This is a genomic window from Salinirubellus litoreus, assembly GCF_037335815.1.
GTDB classification, from domain to species: domain Archaea; phylum Halobacteriota; class Halobacteria; order Halobacteriales; family Haloarculaceae; genus Salinirubellus; species Salinirubellus litoreus.
This window is the reverse complement of the sequence record NZ_CP147841.1, coordinates 3238506-3253735: the sequence shown is the minus strand read 5'-3', so window position 1 is coordinate 3253735 and position 15230 is coordinate 3238506. Positions and strand designations below refer to the sequence as shown.

The window sequence follows — 15230 nt, the reverse complement described above, 5'->3', positions numbered from 1 at the left end:
CAGGGACTCATGCAGGGACGTGATAGCTCTTTTCGCGCGGCTGGAGGGACCTGGTTTACCGATCACCAGAACTGGGTCGACGGAACGGGCCTATCGATCCGCTCACCGGGGGATGGGTCTCGGTCCAGTCCGAGTACGAAAAGCGACGTTCTCGATCACGGCGAGCGGACGACCGCCGACGTCTCGAGGAACGAACGGTCGCCGTTACGCGGCGGGCCGTTCGGTCCGTTTCTCGGCCATCGACGCCGTCCGATCGCGGGTCACCGCGTACCCGAAGACGGCTCCGAGGAGCACGCCGAACACGATGTGGGTGAGGAACCCCATCGGGACCAGGAACGGGACCGGGAGCGGCCCCGCGCCCACGGCGTTCGCCCAGAGCGGCAGGACGAAACCCGCCGCGACGATCTCGAGGACGATACCGTAGGCGGCACCGAGGCCGATCATCCCGACGAGGCCGTACTCGCGGAACGACGTCCTCGCGACGATCGCGGCGAAGGTCAGGGCAAAGACCACGCTGATCAGCATGTGGAGGATCCAGCCGGCCAGGACCGTCGGCTGTCCGACGAGCGCCCCGATCAGGGGCATCGCCCCCATCACGAAGTGCATGATCAGGCCCATACCGACGCCGGCGACGAGCCCGCCCGCGATCGCGCTACCCCACAGCCGGGTAGGGGTCCACGACATTGCAGTCGACTCCTGGGTTTCAGTACTCACGTTTTATCACTCACACTCCATAGCTTCGTGTGTATATAAGGAAGCTCGGGGAGTTATGGATATATCAAATATTCGCCCGGGCGACACCGGGTACCGCCGTGCCGTCGTCCACGTCAACCGACACGGACGTCCGGTCGGCGAGGCCGGGGGCCGCGTAGCTTTATATCCGTCCGTCGCACGACCCAAGAGGTATGGAGATAACCGACGTCGAGACCTACACCCTCCACCTCCCCATCGACCGGACGGTCGGCGACTCCCGGCTCGCCATCGACGACCTCTACTGCGTCGTCGTCGAGGTCGGGACCGACGAGGGGTACACCGGGACGGGCTGGATGAACTCGCTCGGGTTCGCCCCCGACCTCCTCGAACGGTTCGTCGACTCGCAGTTCGCCGACCTCCTCGTCGGGGAAGACCCGTTCGCGACCGAGGCGATCCGCGAGCGGCTCCGCACGCAGACCATCTACTACGGGGAACTCGGCATGAGCGCGTGGCCCCGGAGCGCCATCGACGTGGCGCTCTGGGACATCAAGGCTCAGGCGGCGGGTCAGCCGCTCTACAAACTCCTCGGCGGCGAGGACGACTCCGTGCAGGCCTACGCGTCGAGCATGGACTCCCACCACGATCTCGACGAACTCGCCGACCTCCACGGCGGGTTCGCCGAGGAGGGGTTCACGGCGTTCAAGACGAAGGTGGGAGACAAACCCGCGGTCGAGGAGGCCGACCGGGTCGCCGAGATACGCGAGGCCGTCGGTGACGACGCGGAGATATTCGTCGACGCCAACCAGGCCTGGACGGTCAAGGAGGCCATCCGCACTGTGAGAGAGCTCGAACCCCACGGGATCGGGTGGGTCGAGGAGCCCATCTCCGAGTTCGATCACGCGGGTCACGAGCGCGTGGCGTCGGCCATCGAGCCGCCGCTCGCGACCGGCGAGATGGTCAACCGGCCCGAGCAGTTCGACTGGTTGCTCGAGCGCGGCGGGATGGAGGTCGCCCAGCCGGACCTCATCCGGGCGGGCGGGGTCACCGGACAGACCGCGGTCGCTCGGCTCGCCGCGACGCACGGGGTGCCGCTGGCGACGCACTTCTACTACGTCGTGAGCGCGCACGTCGTCAGCGCCGCGCCGACCGGGTGGATCGTCGAGTACATCCCCGAGTACGACGTCGGCCCGCTGCTCGATCCGACCCCGGTCGTCGAGGACGGCCGCGTCCACCTGCCGGACGAACCGGGCCACGGCTACCGTATCGACCCCGACGTGAAGGCCGAGCACCTGGTGACGTTCGAGTAAACTACCCCCACCCTACTCCCTCGACGCTGACGCGCCTCGGTCCTTGAGGGTTGGGCCACCGGCGGAGCTTTGCTCCGCCGAGGCCTCGAAAGGCTCTGCCTTTCGGTGGCTTTGATGTGGACTCCCGGCGATCACGCTCCAGCAATTCGCTGGAACCCGTCGCCGTTCAACATCCCACCATTCACACGCACGTCTACTGGTGCGTCTCCGCTCCCCGACGTGGGCGAGGAACGGAGTCTATGTCGTCGCTGCCGAGCGTACCGGAGGGTGCTCTCACAGAATTCGTAGTCCTCGGAGAGCACGTACCGCTCGTACGGCGTCGGGCTGTCCGATGGTAACACGAACGCCGGTTCGACCCGGCCATCGACCGTTGCCAGCGAGACCTGCCGCCGAAAGAACGTGGCGCTCCGAGCGTCGTAGTCCATCGTCTCAGAGGTGAACGTCGGTCGGGACACACGCTGTCCCTTCTTCCAGCGTTCGACACACGCCTTGACGGCTTCGACGGCACGTTTGATCGCGGCCTGGACGAGCTGTGCCTGTAGCTCAGTCTCCTCGCGGAGATCGGCGTACAGGGCGTCTCGGACCTGCCGCTTGTTGGTCTTACACTTGGTAAACGAGTCGTCGTTCCAGCAGAACGCGACGGTTTGGTTCGCGCAGTGCAGGTACTGCTCGGCAGTCCGATGGAGTGCGTCCCGCTGGTCGTCGGAAACATCGAGTTTCACGACAGCCGTGCGGCGAACTACCATACTTCAGACAGTATTGGGGGGTACTTAAATATTCGAGGATCAGACGGCTATCGGGCATGGGTAGTGGCGGGTCATGTCGGTTTCCTCTCCGGCCTACTCGCTCACTGCGTTCGCTTCTTGAAGCCGGAGGCTCCACCTTGCATTAGCTGAAAAGCGAAGGTCGACATGGGGGTCGCAGCAGCGGGATCGGGCGCACTTTATCACGTCCTTGCCGTTCCGGCTCTCTGGAACTCCGTCCGATCAGCCGGTGTACGCCGAATCTCGCGTAGCCCGCGGTGCCGGTACACCCATAATACCCCCCGTCGGACCCATACTCGATGGCAGAGACAGAGTCGGAGACGACCATCTACTACGACGAGGACGCCGACCTCTCCGCGCTCGAGGACCGGACGGTCGCGTTCGTCGGCTACGGGAACCAGGGCCGCTCGCAGGCGCTGAACGCCCGCGACTCGGGCGTCGACGTCGTCGTGGGGAACCGCGAGGACGGCTACCGCGAGCGGATTCGCGAGGACGGGTTCGAACCACTCTCGATCGCGGAGGCCACAGCGCAGGGAGACGTGATCTGCCTGCTCGTCCCCGACGAGGTGGCCCCCGAGGTGTTCGAATCACACGTGGAGCCGAACCTCGAAGAGGGGGACACGCTGTACGTCTCGCACGGCTACAACCTCACCTACGACCTCCTCGGCCACCCCGAGTGGGTGGACGTGGTGATGGTCGCCCCGCGGATGGGCGGCCCGGCAGTCAGAACGCTCTACGAGTCCGGACAGGGGTTCCCCTCGATCCTCGCGGTCGAGCAGGATCACACCGGGGACGCACTGGAGACGGTTCTGGCGATGGCGAAGGCGATCGGTTCGACGGGAGCGGGCGTCGTCGAGGGGACCGCCGACATGGAGACCATCACCGACCTGCTGACCGAGCAGGCGCTCTTTCCCGTCATCGCGAACGCGATGCTCGCGAAGTTCCGGGTCGAGGTCGCCTACGGCATCCCGCCCGAGATCGTGATGAGCGAGCTCTACCTCTCACACGAATTCGCCGAGATCTTCGAGGAGATGGCCCGCCACGGCTATCTGGGTCAGCTCCCCTTCCACTCGCCGACGAGCCAGTACGGCCAGCTCAGCCGGATGGACCGGTTCGACGAGACCCCCCTCGTCGAGTGGTTCGAGGAGCAGTTACGGCACGTCGACACCGGCGGGTTCGCCCGCGAGTGGTCGGCCGAGCAGTCCCTCGACCGACCGGGGCTGAAGCGGCTCTACGGGAAATACGAGGACAGCGAGTTCTTCGAGGCCGAACGGCGGACGATGGAGCGGCTGAACCTCAGCGCCGCGGCGGAGCCGGAGTCCGAAGCGGAGTAGCCCCGGCTCTGCCGCTCTACTCGTCGGTCGCCGATCGGCCGTCGTCCTCGGCTGGCGGCGCGCCGACGATCAGCCAGACATGCTCGCCCTCCGTGTCGTTGAGCACCTGCCGGGGCGTCTCGGGGGGGATCCGAACGGCGGTTCCCTCGGGGACGTCCATCAGCTCGTCGTCGATCTTCATCCGTCCCGGCCCCTCCAGGACGTAGTAGAACTCCTCCTGTTCGGTCTGTCGGTGGTAGCTCATCGCGTCGCCCGGCGAGAGGTACCAGACCTTCGGGCGCATCTCGGTACACCCGAGTTCCGAGACCAGGTCGATGTGTCTGGTACCCGACTTCGCGGACTCCTGCTGCTCGACGTCGTGTACGCGTACGCTGCTGTACCCTTCTGACATACGTCCGGTAGTCCACACCACGAGGGATAAATAGCGGGGTCGGGGGCGGCTCTCGGGCTGATTTCACGCGCACGGATCCGCGCCCCCGGTCCCACCCTCGTGTCCCCCGTCTCGCCCTCGCGTCAGGAACCGTCGGGACCGGTGGGTAGAAATAGGTGCCCGGAGTCCGCCGTCCCGTGCAGTGGCGGTACCAGGAGCGGGTGTTGTCCCTCGCGGTGTTCGCGAACTTCAGTCAGCTCTGGGCGCGGCTGCTCATCAGCCCGATCGTCCCGGTCGTGCTGGTCGCGTTCGACGTCTCGAAGAGCCTGGTCGGGCTGGCGCTCACGGGCATGTGGGCCGCCTACGCGCTGTTCCAGTACCCGAGCGGGATCCTCGGGGATCGCTTCGGCGAGCGCCGCGTCGTCCTCGTCTCGCTCGGTGCCGCGGCCGTCGCGACGGTGCTGCTCGCGGCCTCGCCGTCGTTCCTCATGTTCGGGGCGTTCGTCGTCCTGCTGGGGGCGGGTTCCGGGCTCTACTACCCGGCGTCCTCCTCGTTGCTGACCCGGCTCCACGAGCGGACCGGTCAGGCGCTCGGGTTCCACACGGCCGGCGGTGCGTTCGCCGGCCTCCTCGCGCCCGTCGCGGCCGCCGCCGTCTCCGTCCGGTTCGGCTGGCGGCCGGCGATACTGCTGGGCCTGGTGATGCTCCTCCCGGCGTTCGTGCTGTTCGCGCTCTACGTCCGACGGACCGATCCGATGCGCCCGGAGACGGAACTCCGGGAACGGCTCGACCCCCGACGGGCGCTCGGCCCGCTCTCGGACCCGGTGCTCCTCCACACCACGTTCCTGGGGGTGGTCGCCTCGTTCACCTGGCAGGCGTTCACGTCGTTCTTCCCGACGTTCCTCGTGGAGTACCAGTCGTTCTCGACCGGGCGTGCAAGCGTCGTCTTCGGCGCGGTGATGATCATCTCCGTCGTGAGCCTCCCCCTGCTCGGCCGGCTCTCGGACCGCCTCCCGCGGGACCTGACGCTGGCCGGCGCGCTGGCGGTCGGCGGGACCGGGATCACGCTGTTCCTCCTCGACGGCGGACTCGGGCCGATCGTCGCCGGCGTCTGCCTCGCGGGGGTCGGGTTCGGCTGGGGCGGGGTGCTCCACTCGCTGTTCATGGACAACCTCCCGGCCGACGACCGGGCGAGCGGGTTCGGCCTCGTCCGCACCGTCTACATGCTGTTCGGCTCGCTCGGGAGCGTCGTCGTCGGCACGCTCGCCGACACGTCCGGCTGGCAGGTCGCGTACGGGTTCGTCGTGGCGCTGCTCGTCGCCGGCCTCCTCTCGATCCTCGGCCGGCGAGCCGTCTCGCAGGTCGCGTCGTAACCGGGACGGGATCGGTCACGCCGGGAAGTGACTGCCGGGTGACTCGCGACCGTGAGACGGAGAGGAGCGGCGAAGAGGAGGGGAGAAACGCGGAGGGAACCGATCTTGCGGGCTCCGATCCCCTCATACGGATTGTTGTAACGATTTACCGGCGATCACTCGAACGAGGTCCGTGATCACCGGAAAAAGTCTACAACAATCCGTATCAGTCGTCGCGACTGGGAAGTGCCCGACCCTCCCAGCCCTTCTCGAACAGGTTGATGTGGGTGTCCATCTCGCCCTCGTACTCGTACTCCTCGACGGCGTCCATGTTCAGGTCGACGCCGAGCCCCGGCCCCTCGGGGACGTGCAGTCGGCCGTTCTCGATCCGAATGGGCTCGTCCAGCAGGTCGCCCTTCCAGTCGACGTCGTAGTCCTCGAACACCTCCTGGATCATGAAGTTCGGGACGCTCGCGTCGACGTGTGCGGAGATGGCTGTCGCGACCGGTCCCTGCGGGTTGTGCGGGGCGAAGCTGACGTGCTCGGCCTCGGCGATTGCGGCGATCTTCTTCGCCTCCGTCACCCCGCCCGCGTTCGCCAGATCCGGCTGGATGATGTCGACGTCGGTGTCGGTCACGAGGTCGCGGAAGGCGTGCTTCGTGACGCCGCGCTCGCCGGTGGCGATCGGGACGCGGGACTTCTCGGCGACCTTCCGCAGCCCGTCGACGTTGTCCGGCGGGCAGGGCTCCTCGAACCAGGTGGGGCTGAACTGCGCCAGCTTGTCGGACACCTCGACGGCCATCCCCGGCGTGAACCGGCCGTGGCCCTCGATGAGCAGGTCGACGTCCGGGCCGACCGCCTCCCGTACCGCGCCGACGATGTCGACGGCGTGGTTGAGTTCGCCCCGGTCCATCCGCTGCCAGGCGGCCCCGAACGGGTCGAACTTCATCGCGTCGTAGCCGTCGTCGACCACGCGCTCGGCGGCCCGGGCGAACCCCTCCGGCTCGCCCCCGGCGTCGGTGTACCACCCGTTCGCGTACGCCCGCAGGTTCGTGCCGTTGACCGCCCCGCCGAGCAGTTCGTACAGCGGCCGGTCGAGCACCTTCCCCTTGATGTCCCAGCAGGCGGTGTCGATGGCGCTGACGACGGTCGTGTTGATCACGTTCCGGGAGTACCACTCGTCGCGGTACATCTCGAGCCAGAGTCGCTCGGTGTCGAACGGGTCCTCCCCGACGAAGTACCGCGACATCTCCTCGATCGCGGCCGCGACCGTCAGCGGTTTGCTGTGCGTCGTCGCCTCGGCGATGCCGTGGTAGCCCCGGTTGGTGTCAACGCGAACGAAGACCCAGGGTTTCCACGGGTTCGCCACGACGTAGGTCTCTACGTCGGTTATCCGCAGATCCGATTCGCTCATAGATTCGGGCCTTCTCCCAGATAGGGCTTAACTCTACGGACATCCGCGACGACGGCCCGCCGCTCCCCGATTCCAACACCGATAATAGCCACCATCCACTCCGGGGAGTCATGACAGACGACGCCCTGCCCGCCCTCGTCGGCGACGCGAGCACCGTGTGCGGTATCGTTCGCTCCACGCTCGGGCCGTTCGGGGCGACGAAGCTCGTCGTCGACGAGCACGGCAACGTGACCGCGACCGATTCCGGGTCCATCGTGCTCGAAGAACTCGACGTGGACAACCCCGCCGTGAAGACGTTCCGGCGGGCGGCGACGGTGTTCGAGCGCAGCTACGGCGACGGGGCGACGACGCTCGTCACGCTCGTCGGCGGCCTCCTCGACGAGGCCGACCGGCTCGCCGGGATGGGGCTCCATCCGACGGCCATCGAACGCGGCTACCGGGAGGGGCTGTCGAGCGCCGTCGGATCGCTCGACCGCCGGGCGCGACCGCTGGGCGAGCCCGGTCTCGGCCCCGCGGCCGTCGCCCGAAGCGCCCTGACGGGGACGCGAAACCCGCACGTCCGCGAACGGCTCGGATCGTACCTGGCCGAGGCGGTCGAGGCGATCACCGCGGAGACCGGTGAGTTCGACCCGGACATGGTGAAGGTCGTCGCGCGACTCGGGGGCGCGGAGGGCGAGACCGAACTCGTCCACGGGGTCGTGCTGGGCCGCGATCCGGTCGCGGAGGCGATGCCCCGGACCCTCCGGGACGTCGGCATTGCGGTCGTCTCCGAGACGGTCGACGTGCCCTCGATCGGCGGGCCGACGAACGACCGGTCGCTCACCTTCCGCTTCTCCCCCGAATCGTTCGAGGACCGCGCCGCGATCGGCGATCAGGAGCGCGAGCGCTTCCAGGAACAGCTCCAGGACGCCCACGACGCCGGACTCCGGGTACTGCTCTCGGAGATGGGGATCAACGAACGGGTACAGCGGACCCTCGCGAACCACGGCGTGCTCGCGATCCACCAGGTCGACGAGGAGGACGTCGCGCGGCTCGCACGCGCCACCGGCGCGACGGTCGTCCCCGGGCTGGGGCAGGTGAACGAGGGAACGCTGGGACACGGCACCGCACGCGTGGTCCGGCGCGCCGGCCGGGACATGACCGTCGTCGAGGCCGAGGGCGACGCACCCGTCTACACCCTGTTCTGTCGAGCGCCCGACGAGCGGGCGGTCGAGTCGTTCGAGCGCTCGGTCGAGCACGCCCTCGCGGCGGTCACGAGCGCGCGCCGGACCGACACGGTCGTCCCCGGTGGGGGGGCGATCGAGACGGCCGCTGCCGGCGACGTCCGCGAGCACGCCCGGTCCGTGTCGGGCCGCGAGGCGCTGGCCGTCGAGGCGTTCGGCGACGCGCTCACCGCCGTCCCCCGGACGCTGGCGCGGAACGCGGGGCTCGACGGCGGGCTCTCGCTCGTCAGGCTGCGCGTCGCCCACCACGAGGGACGGGACGCCACCGGCGTCGACTGCCTCTCGGGCGAACTCGTCGACGTCGTCGAGGAGGGGATCGTCGACCCCGTCGACCTCAAGCGGGAGGTGTGGACCGCGGCGACCGAGCTCGCCTGCTACCTGCTCCGCATCGACGAGCAGCTCGCCGCGGACGACCTCGAACGCCAGGACCCCGACGTCGCGGAGGCCCGCGCCGAGCGCGAGCCCCCCGAGTGGCAGTAAATCCCGTCCTCACTCGTCGGCTTCGGAGGGGTGGGGCGGCCGGTCGTCCGGTTCCGTGGGCTCGATCTCGCCGGCCTCGATGAGCGACACCAGCGGGTGGTCGTCGATCTCCAGCGGGAGTTCGACGCGGCCCCGCCGTCGGGAGGACTCGTGGCCGGCGAACAGTATCTCCGTCGTGTTGAGCGCGTGCTCGGCACGGAGTTCGGTCTCCCCGTCCTCCGAGAGCGCCCGCACCACGTCGTCTATGGCGAGGTCGACCCGGCCGTCGAACTCGTCGTCGACCTCGACTTCCGTCCAGCCCTCGCCGTCGCGTCGGTAGCGAAGCGCGGGTTCCTCGCGGCGACCGAGCTCGATCACTCCCTCCGTACCGACGAGCCGGTGCCAGCAGTCGTAGAAGTCGTACGAACCCCCGGAGAGCGGCACGTCGTCGCCGGTCGCGGCGATCCCGTGAACGCCGTTCTCGTACTGCCAGGAGACGAACGCGTGGTCGGCGGTCGGGACGCCGTAGCGGACGTGCTCCTTCGAGTAGTCGACCTGGCCCATCACCCACTCGGCGGGGTGTTCGTCGTTGAACATCGCCGCGAGATCGAGCGAATGGGTCCCGTTGTCGAAGAAGTTCCCCCACGATATCTCGATGCGCTCGAGGTCCCCGACGACGCCCTCGTCGAGCAGTTCCTTCGTCTGCCGGAACGGGTCGCCGAAGCGCCGCTGGTGGCCGAAGGTGAGCCTGACGCCCGCGTCCTCGCAGACCTCGGCCATCCGGCGGGCCGCGCCCCAGGTGTCCGCCATCGGCTTCTCGCAGTGAACCGCCTCGACGTCCGCCTCCGCGCAGTCCGTGACGATGGGCGCGTGTGTCGGGATGGGCGTACAGACGCTCACCAGGTCCGGGTCGGCCTCGTCGAGCATCGTCCCGTGGTCCTCGTAGACGCCTCCCTCGATCCCAAACTCCTCGGCGAACCGCTCGGCGTACTCCCGTTCGATGTCGGCACAGGCGACCAGCTCGCAGTCCTCGCGATCTGCGTAGGCATCGGCGTGTTCGTAGGCGAACGCGTGGCTCTTCCCGCTGATGTCGACCTCCCTCCCCGGACCGACACCGACGACCGCGACGCGGTAGGTCATGGCGAGACTGTCGCCGCCGGCCACAAATAGGTACAGGTGCGGGTTCGATCACGGGGCAGGGTACGGGCTGCGGGCGCGCTCGGCGACGCTACTCGCGGTTGGGCTCGGAGACGAACCGTTCGAGATCGACGCCGGGGTGGAGCACGGCGTCGATGGTTATCAGCTGTTCCGTGGTCGCGCGCGCCGTCTCGACGGCCTGTGAGAAGACCCGGCGGGGCTCGACGACGCCGGCCTCCCAGGCGTCGATCGGCTCGTCGGCGTCGGGTCCGATCCCGAGCGCCGCCGGGCCGTCGGTCGCCGCGTGGGCCGCCCGGAGGGTCGTCACGGCCTCGAGCGGGTCGGCACCCGAGTTCGCCGCGAGCACCCGGACGAGGTCCGCGAGCGCGTCGCCGAACGCCTCGACGGCCAGCCCCTCGCGCCCCTCGACCGACTCCGCGTACGACCGGAGGTCGCTCGCGACCGCCATGGCCGGCGCGCCGGCACCCGGGAGCGCCTGGCGGTCGATCGCGGCCCGCACCGTCACCTCGAGGGCGTCCTCGACGATGCGCTCGCGGCGCTCGCGCTCGGTGGCGGTCTCGGAGCCGACGACCAGCGTGAACACCCCGCCCGGGCAGTCCCCGAACTCCGTCCACTTCTCGTCACCGACGCGCCGCTCGCTCACCCGCCCGGCGGTTCCGAGGTGGTCGGCCGTCAGGTCGTCGACGTTCCCGACCACCTCGCCGCCGCTGGCCCTGGCCAGCCGGTAGACGTCCGACAGCGGGTACTCGACCTCGTCGACCACGACGATGTCGCGCTCCTCCATGGCGAAGGTGATCTCCGCGTCGACCTCCGGCTGGGAGACGAGGATGTCGACGCCGAGGTCGGCCAGCCGGTCGGCGGTCGCCCCGATCCGGTCGTCGCGGCCCGCCCGGTACGCCTCCAGGTCCTCGGCCGACCGGATGTCGACGCCCGACTTCATGTTATCCTCGTCGTCGCCGAAGGAGAGGGCGGACGCCTCGAAGTCGATCTCCCGATCCAGGAGCGCGAGCGTCACGTCCTCCCGGGGCTCCATGAGCGACCAGTCGAACCCCCAGTCGACCTTGTCCCGGATCGACCAGTTCTGCGCTCGTTCGGCCTCCTCGCCCGCGCCGAGCTCCTCCTTGTATCGCCTGACGATCAGGCCGCGGGTCAACCCACTCGGTTCGCCGGGGCCGGCCAGCACCTTCACGTCGTCCGTGTCGAGCCAGTCACCCGAGGTCGCCGCGAGCCCCCCGACGGCCTCGACGACGAGATCGGCGTACCGTTCCCGGACGGGCGCTTCGAGTTCACCCGCCATCGCGGTCGCGGCGACGTCGCCGAGCAGCGCCGCGTCCTCGGGGTCGACCGGGCGGGCCATCCCGTCGAGCACCTCGCCGGCGCGGCCAGCGGCGATCGCGTACCCCACCACGATCGTGCCCGGGTGGACCCCCTCCTCGACGAGTTCGAGCCCGCGCTCGACCAGCGCGTCCGTCAGCAGGATGGCCGTCGTGGCCCCGTCGCGGAGGCCACGCTGCATCGAGTCGACCGCGTCGACGAACAGCGCCGCCGCGGGGTGGCTGAACCCCTGTGCCCGCTGGATCCCATCCATGATCTCACCCGCGTCGGCGGTGTGGACGGTCTCCGGGTTGTTCTTGCGGTCCTTCGTCCGGAGCTGCTTCTCCATCCCGAGCGGACCGTAGGTCGTCCGGACCAGCGAGGCGACCTCCCGCGTCGCGCCCCGGACGTACTGCCTGGCGTCCGCGTCGACGATGGACCACTCCCCGGGAGCGACCGCCTCGTACCCGGGCTCGTCGCGTCCGATATCCATGCGCCTCCGGATGGACGTGGCGTTTAAAAGCCTGACCGTCCGGGGCCGGAGTCGGGCACGCCGTGGACGGGTCTCCCACGCCGCGGCCGGAGGTGGACGGGGCTACTCGTCCCGTCGCTCGACCGCCCGCTCGAACGCCTCGTTGGCCGACTGCGACGCGCTGAGGAGGCTCCGGCTGTCCACCCCCGCGATGACCCAGTCGAACCCCTGCTCGACCCACCGCTCGACGCCCTCGTCGGTCACCGCGAGCGACCCGACGGGCACCGCGCTCTCCCCGAGGACGTCGTCGATGGCACCGAGGACCGACTCGTCCTCCCAGTCGCCGCTCACGCCGAGCGAGGCCGACAGGTCCGAAGGGCCGACGAACAGCGAGTCGACGCCCTCCACCTCGGAGATGGCCCCGGCGTTCTCGACCCCGTCGACCGTCTCGATCTGGAGGATCGTGACGAGGTCCTCGTCGGCGTGCTCCATGTACTCGGCGAAGTCGAGGCCGTAGTTCGTCGCGCGCGAGCCGGCCACCCCGCGCATCCCGTCGGGCGGGTAGGTCATCGCGTCGACCGCCTCCTCGGCCGCCTCGGCGGTCTCGACCATCGGGATCATGACGCCCGAGACCCCGATGTCGAGGACGCGCTTCAGCTCAACGGCATCGTTCCACGGCACGCGGACGACGGCCGGGACGCCCCGGAGTTCGAGGGCCCGGACGATGTCGTCGAGCGTCTCGAGGCTCGTCGGTGAGTGTTCGAGGTCGACGATGACGAAGTCGTAGCCCGCCAGCGCGACGAGCTCCGCAACCCGGGGATGACCGAGCGACACCCAGCCGGCCGAGAGCGGTTCACCCGCGCGTAACCGTTCCGCGAACTCGCTGTCCATGCCCGTCGTGCCCGGCCCGGTCACATGAAACTATGCCTCCGGGTGTCCGTGTCGGCGCGGCGCTTCGCCACGCTCGCGCGGACTTCCTCGGGGGCGACCGGGGCAGGGTAACGGTAAAGTCGATGGCCCGCCCGTCCCGGACGATGACCGAGCAGTTCACGCTCTCGCCCGCGACGGCTCCCGAGTACCTCCGCGACCGGGGACTCCTCGCCGCCGGTGCGGGGTCCGCGAGCGCGTCGTCGCTCGGCGGCGGCGTCTCGAACCGCGTCGTCCGGGTCGATCTTCCCGAGGAGTCGTTCGTGCTGAAGCAACCGCTGCCGAACCTCGCCGTCGAGGACGACTGGCCGGCGGACGTCTCGCGGGTCCACAACGAGGCCGCCGCGACACGGGCGTACGCGAGGATCATCGATTCGGCCGGTCTCGACGACGTCCGTGTCCCGGAGGTCCTCGCGGAGGACGAGGACGCCCACGTCGTGGTCTTCTCGCACGCGCCCGACGGCGCGGTCATGTGGAAGCGGGAACTGCTCGACGGCCGGGTCGACGCGGACGTGGCGCGGTCGCTCGGCCGACTGCTCGGGACGGTCCACCGCCGGGCGAGCACCGACGAGGAGCTCCGCGAGCGGTTCGCCGACCCGACGCCGTTCGACCAGCTGCGGGTCGACCCCTACCACCGGACGACGGCCGACCGCCACCCGGAGGTCGGCGAGGAGATCCGTGCGGAGGCCGAGCGGGTGCTCGCCGCCGACCGGACGCTCGTCCACGGCGACTACAGTCCGAAGAACGTGCTCGTCGACCGAGGTACTGGGATACGGTGGCTGCTCGACTTCGAGGTCGCCCACTGGGGTGACCCGGCCTTCGACACCGCGTTCATGCTCAACCACCTGTTCATCAAGGCGATCCACGTCGAGGGTCGACTCGACGCCTGTATCGACGCGGCGGGCGAGTTCTGGGCGCGGTACGAGGAGGCCGCCGGGTGGGACGTCGAGCGCGACACGGTCCGGGAGCTCGCGGTGCTGATGCTCGCACGGGTCGACGGCAAGTCCCCCGTCGAGTACCTCGACGCCGGGGAGGGCGACCTCCTGCGGGGGATCTCGACTCGGGCGCTCCGCGAGGGGACCGATACGATCGACGGGTTCGCGGGGATCGTCGAGGAGGTGGCCGGATGACCCCCACGATCACCGCGGTGGACACCTGGGAGGTGCTCGACTCGCGCGGCGATCCGACGGTCCGGGTGGCGTGCGAGGTCGACGGCGAGGCCAGGAGCGAACGCGGCGTCTTCACCGTCCCGGCGGGAGCGAGTACGGGCGCTCACGAGGCGACCGAGCGGCGGGACGGCGACGACCGGTACGACGGCCGAGGGGTCCGGGGGGCGGTCGCGGCGGTCCGGGAGGAGCTCGCGCCGGCCGTCGTCGGGGTGGACGCCACGGACCAGCGAGCGGTGGACGCGACGCTGGAGGACCGCGACGGCAGCGAGGACCTCTCGCGGCTCGGAGCGAACGCCGTCCTGGGGGTCTCGGGTGCGGTCGCGCACGCCGCGGCCGCCGCTCGCGAGATCCCCCTCTACGCCCACGTCGCGGACCTCGCCGGCCGCGAACCCGGGCGAGTGCCGCTCCCGATGGTGAACCTCCTGAGCGGCGGGCTCCACGCGGCCGGCGGCATCGAGATACAGGACTTCCTCGTGATTCCGGCGGGGGCGGAGACCTACCCCGAGGCGATCGAGACCGTCCACGCGGTCCGGAGCGCACTCCGCGAACGACTGATCGCGGACGGCCACCGTCCGCTCGTCGCAGACGAGGGCGGGTTCGCGCCACCGCTCGGATCGGTCGACGAGGCGTTCTCGCTGCTGGAGTCGGCGGCCAGGGACGCGGGCCACGAGCCCTCACGCGAGGACGTCGCCTTCGCCGTCGACGTGGCCGCGACGCACTTCTACGATGCCGATGCTGGGCAGTATCGACTGGAAAGCCTGGGTCGTGAACTCGACCGCGAGGGGATGCTCGACCTGGTCGAGGGCTGGACGGAGCGCTACCCGCTCGTCTCGGTCGAGGACCCGCTCGCCGAGGACGACTGGGACGGGTTCGCCGCGCTCCGCGAGCGTCTGGACGGGACCGGGGTGCAGTGTCAGGTGCTCGGCGACGACCTGCTCGCGACGAACACCGGGCGGGTCGAGCGAGCGGTCTCCGGGGGGGCGGCATCGGCCGTCCTCGTCAAGCCGAATCAGGCGGGGACGGTGACGCGGACGCTGGACGTGGTCGAGCGCGCGCGCCAGGCCGGGCTGGCGACGGTCGTCTCCGCGCGGTCGGGCGAGACCTGTGATGCGACCATCGCGGACCTGGCCGTGGGGCTGGACGCCGGACAGATCAAGATCGGCTCGCTCGCCCGCTCGGAGCGACTGGCGAAGTACAATCGGCTCCTGGGGATCGACCACGAAGCGGAGCGCGGGTACGCCGGTGGCCGGTGGCCCCCGACGACAGAGGGGTAA

Annotated in this window: 12 protein-coding genes and 1 pseudogene; 6 read left to right on the top strand and 7 right to left on the bottom strand. The window is 69.6% G+C overall.

Annotated features, from left to right (window positions below; all coding sequences use genetic code 11):
• Positions 1-204 precede the first annotated feature (204 nt).
• Positions 205-714 (bottom strand): hypothetical protein, encoded by a 510-nt coding sequence (locus WDJ58_RS16225; RefSeq protein WP_338914324.1) that lies wholly within the window; start codon positions 712-714, stop codon positions 205-207.
• A gap of 191 nt (positions 715-905) precedes the next feature.
• Here WDJ58_RS16225 and WDJ58_RS16220 point away from each other — a divergent pair, with 191 nt between their 5' ends.
• Positions 906-2000 (top strand): mandelate racemase/muconate lactonizing enzyme family protein, encoded by a 1095-nt coding sequence (locus WDJ58_RS16220; RefSeq protein ID WP_338914323.1) that lies wholly within the window; start codon positions 906-908, stop codon positions 1998-2000.
• Between the two features lie 257 nt (positions 2001-2257).
• On the opposite strand, the pseudogene WDJ58_RS16215 reads toward WDJ58_RS16220, so the two are convergent.
• Positions 2258-2746: pseudogene (locus WDJ58_RS16215) on the bottom strand (RNA-guided endonuclease TnpB family protein); the annotation flags it as partial.
• A 317-nt stretch (positions 2747-3063) separates the two neighbouring features.
• On the opposite strand from WDJ58_RS16215, the gene ilvC reads away from it, so the two are divergent.
• Positions 3064-4098 (top strand): ketol-acid reductoisomerase, encoded by a 1035-nt coding sequence (gene ilvC, locus WDJ58_RS16210; protein ID WP_338914321.1) that lies wholly within the window; start codon positions 3064-3066, stop codon positions 4096-4098.
• A 16-nt stretch (positions 4099-4114) separates the two neighbouring features.
• Here ilvC and WDJ58_RS16205 read toward each other — a convergent pair whose 3' ends face one another.
• A complete protein-coding gene (locus WDJ58_RS16205) occupies positions 4115-4489 on the bottom strand; it encodes a cupin domain-containing protein (protein WP_338914320.1) in 375 nt (124 codons plus the stop codon).
• 176 nt (positions 4490-4665) lie between these two features.
• Here WDJ58_RS16205 and WDJ58_RS16200 point away from each other — a divergent pair, with 176 nt between their 5' ends.
• A complete protein-coding gene (locus WDJ58_RS16200; protein WP_338914319.1) occupies positions 4666-5841 on the top strand; it encodes an MFS transporter in 1176 nt (391 codons plus the stop codon).
• Between the two features lie 205 nt (positions 5842-6046).
• On the opposite strand, the gene WDJ58_RS16195 is transcribed toward WDJ58_RS16200, so the two are convergent.
• A complete protein-coding gene (locus tag WDJ58_RS16195; protein ID WP_338914318.1) occupies positions 6047-7234 on the bottom strand; it encodes a mandelate racemase/muconate lactonizing enzyme family protein in 1188 nt (395 codons plus the stop codon).
• 110 nt (positions 7235-7344) lie between these two features.
• Here WDJ58_RS16195 and WDJ58_RS16190 point away from each other — a divergent pair, with 110 nt between their 5' ends.
• Entirely contained in the window at positions 7345-8937 is a 1593-nt protein-coding gene (locus WDJ58_RS16190; RefSeq protein WP_338914317.1) for a TCP-1/cpn60 chaperonin family protein, read from the top strand.
• Between the two features lie 9 nt (positions 8938-8946).
• Here WDJ58_RS16190 and WDJ58_RS16185 read toward each other — a convergent pair whose 3' ends face one another.
• The 3 genes from WDJ58_RS16185 to WDJ58_RS16175 form a co-directional block, all read right to left on the bottom strand.
• Positions 8947-10056, bottom strand: coding sequence for a Gfo/Idh/MocA family protein (locus WDJ58_RS16185; protein WP_338914316.1), 1110 nt, complete (start codon positions 10054-10056; stop codon positions 8947-8949).
• An 88-nt stretch (positions 10057-10144) separates the two neighbouring features.
• Entirely contained in the window at positions 10145-11881 is a 1737-nt protein-coding gene (locus tag WDJ58_RS16180) for a TCP-1/cpn60 chaperonin family protein (RefSeq protein ID WP_338914315.1), read from the bottom strand.
• Positions 11882-11983: 102 nt separating this feature from the next.
• On the bottom strand, positions 11984-12751 hold the full coding sequence (locus WDJ58_RS16175; RefSeq protein WP_338914314.1) for an HpcH/HpaI aldolase family protein: 768 nt from the start codon (positions 12749-12751) through the stop codon (positions 11984-11986).
• A gap of 143 nt (positions 12752-12894) precedes the next feature.
• On the opposite strand from WDJ58_RS16175, the gene WDJ58_RS16170 reads away from it, so the two are divergent.
• Together WDJ58_RS16170 and eno are read left to right on the top strand one after the other, a co-directional pair.
• Positions 12895-13917 (top strand): phosphotransferase family protein, encoded by a 1023-nt coding sequence (locus tag WDJ58_RS16170; protein ID WP_338914313.1) that lies wholly within the window; start codon positions 12895-12897, stop codon positions 13915-13917.
• On the top strand, positions 13914-15230 hold the full coding sequence (eno, locus tag WDJ58_RS16165; RefSeq protein ID WP_338914312.1) for a phosphopyruvate hydratase: 1317 nt from the start codon (positions 13914-13916) through the stop codon (positions 15228-15230). The genes WDJ58_RS16170 and eno overlap by 4 nt, the downstream gene beginning before the upstream one ends.

Excerpts from the sequence above, each read along its gene's own strand:
- WDJ58_RS16220 (WP_338914323.1), top strand. The coding sequence starts at position 906 with ATGGAGATAACCGACGTCGAGACCTACACCCTCCACCTCCCCATCGAC.
- ilvC (WP_338914321.1), top strand. The coding sequence starts at position 3,064 with ATGGCAGAGACAGAGTCGGAGACGACCATCTACTACGACGAGGACGCC.
- WDJ58_RS16205 (WP_338914320.1), bottom strand. The coding sequence starts at position 4,489 with ATGTCAGAAGGGTACAGCAGCGTACGCGTACACGACGTCGAGCAGCAG.
- WDJ58_RS16195 (WP_338914318.1), bottom strand. The coding sequence starts at position 7,234 with ATGAGCGAATCGGATCTGCGGATAACCGACGTAGAGACCTACGTCGTG.
- WDJ58_RS16190 (WP_338914317.1), top strand. The coding sequence starts at position 7,345 with ATGACAGACGACGCCCTGCCCGCCCTCGTCGGCGACGCGAGCACCGTG.
- WDJ58_RS16185 (WP_338914316.1), bottom strand. The coding sequence starts at position 10,056 with ATGACCTACCGCGTCGCGGTCGTCGGTGTCGGTCCGGGGAGGGAGGTC.
- WDJ58_RS16180 (WP_338914315.1), bottom strand. The coding sequence starts at position 11,881 with ATGGATATCGGACGCGACGAGCCCGGGTACGAGGCGGTCGCTCCCGGG.
- WDJ58_RS16175 (WP_338914314.1), bottom strand. The coding sequence starts at position 12,751 with ATGGACAGCGAGTTCGCGGAACGGTTACGCGCGGGTGAACCGCTCTCG.
- WDJ58_RS16170 (WP_338914313.1), top strand. The coding sequence starts at position 12,895 with ATGACCGAGCAGTTCACGCTCTCGCCCGCGACGGCTCCCGAGTACCTC.
- eno (WP_338914312.1), top strand. The coding sequence starts at position 13,914 with ATGACCCCCACGATCACCGCGGTGGACACCTGGGAGGTGCTCGACTCG.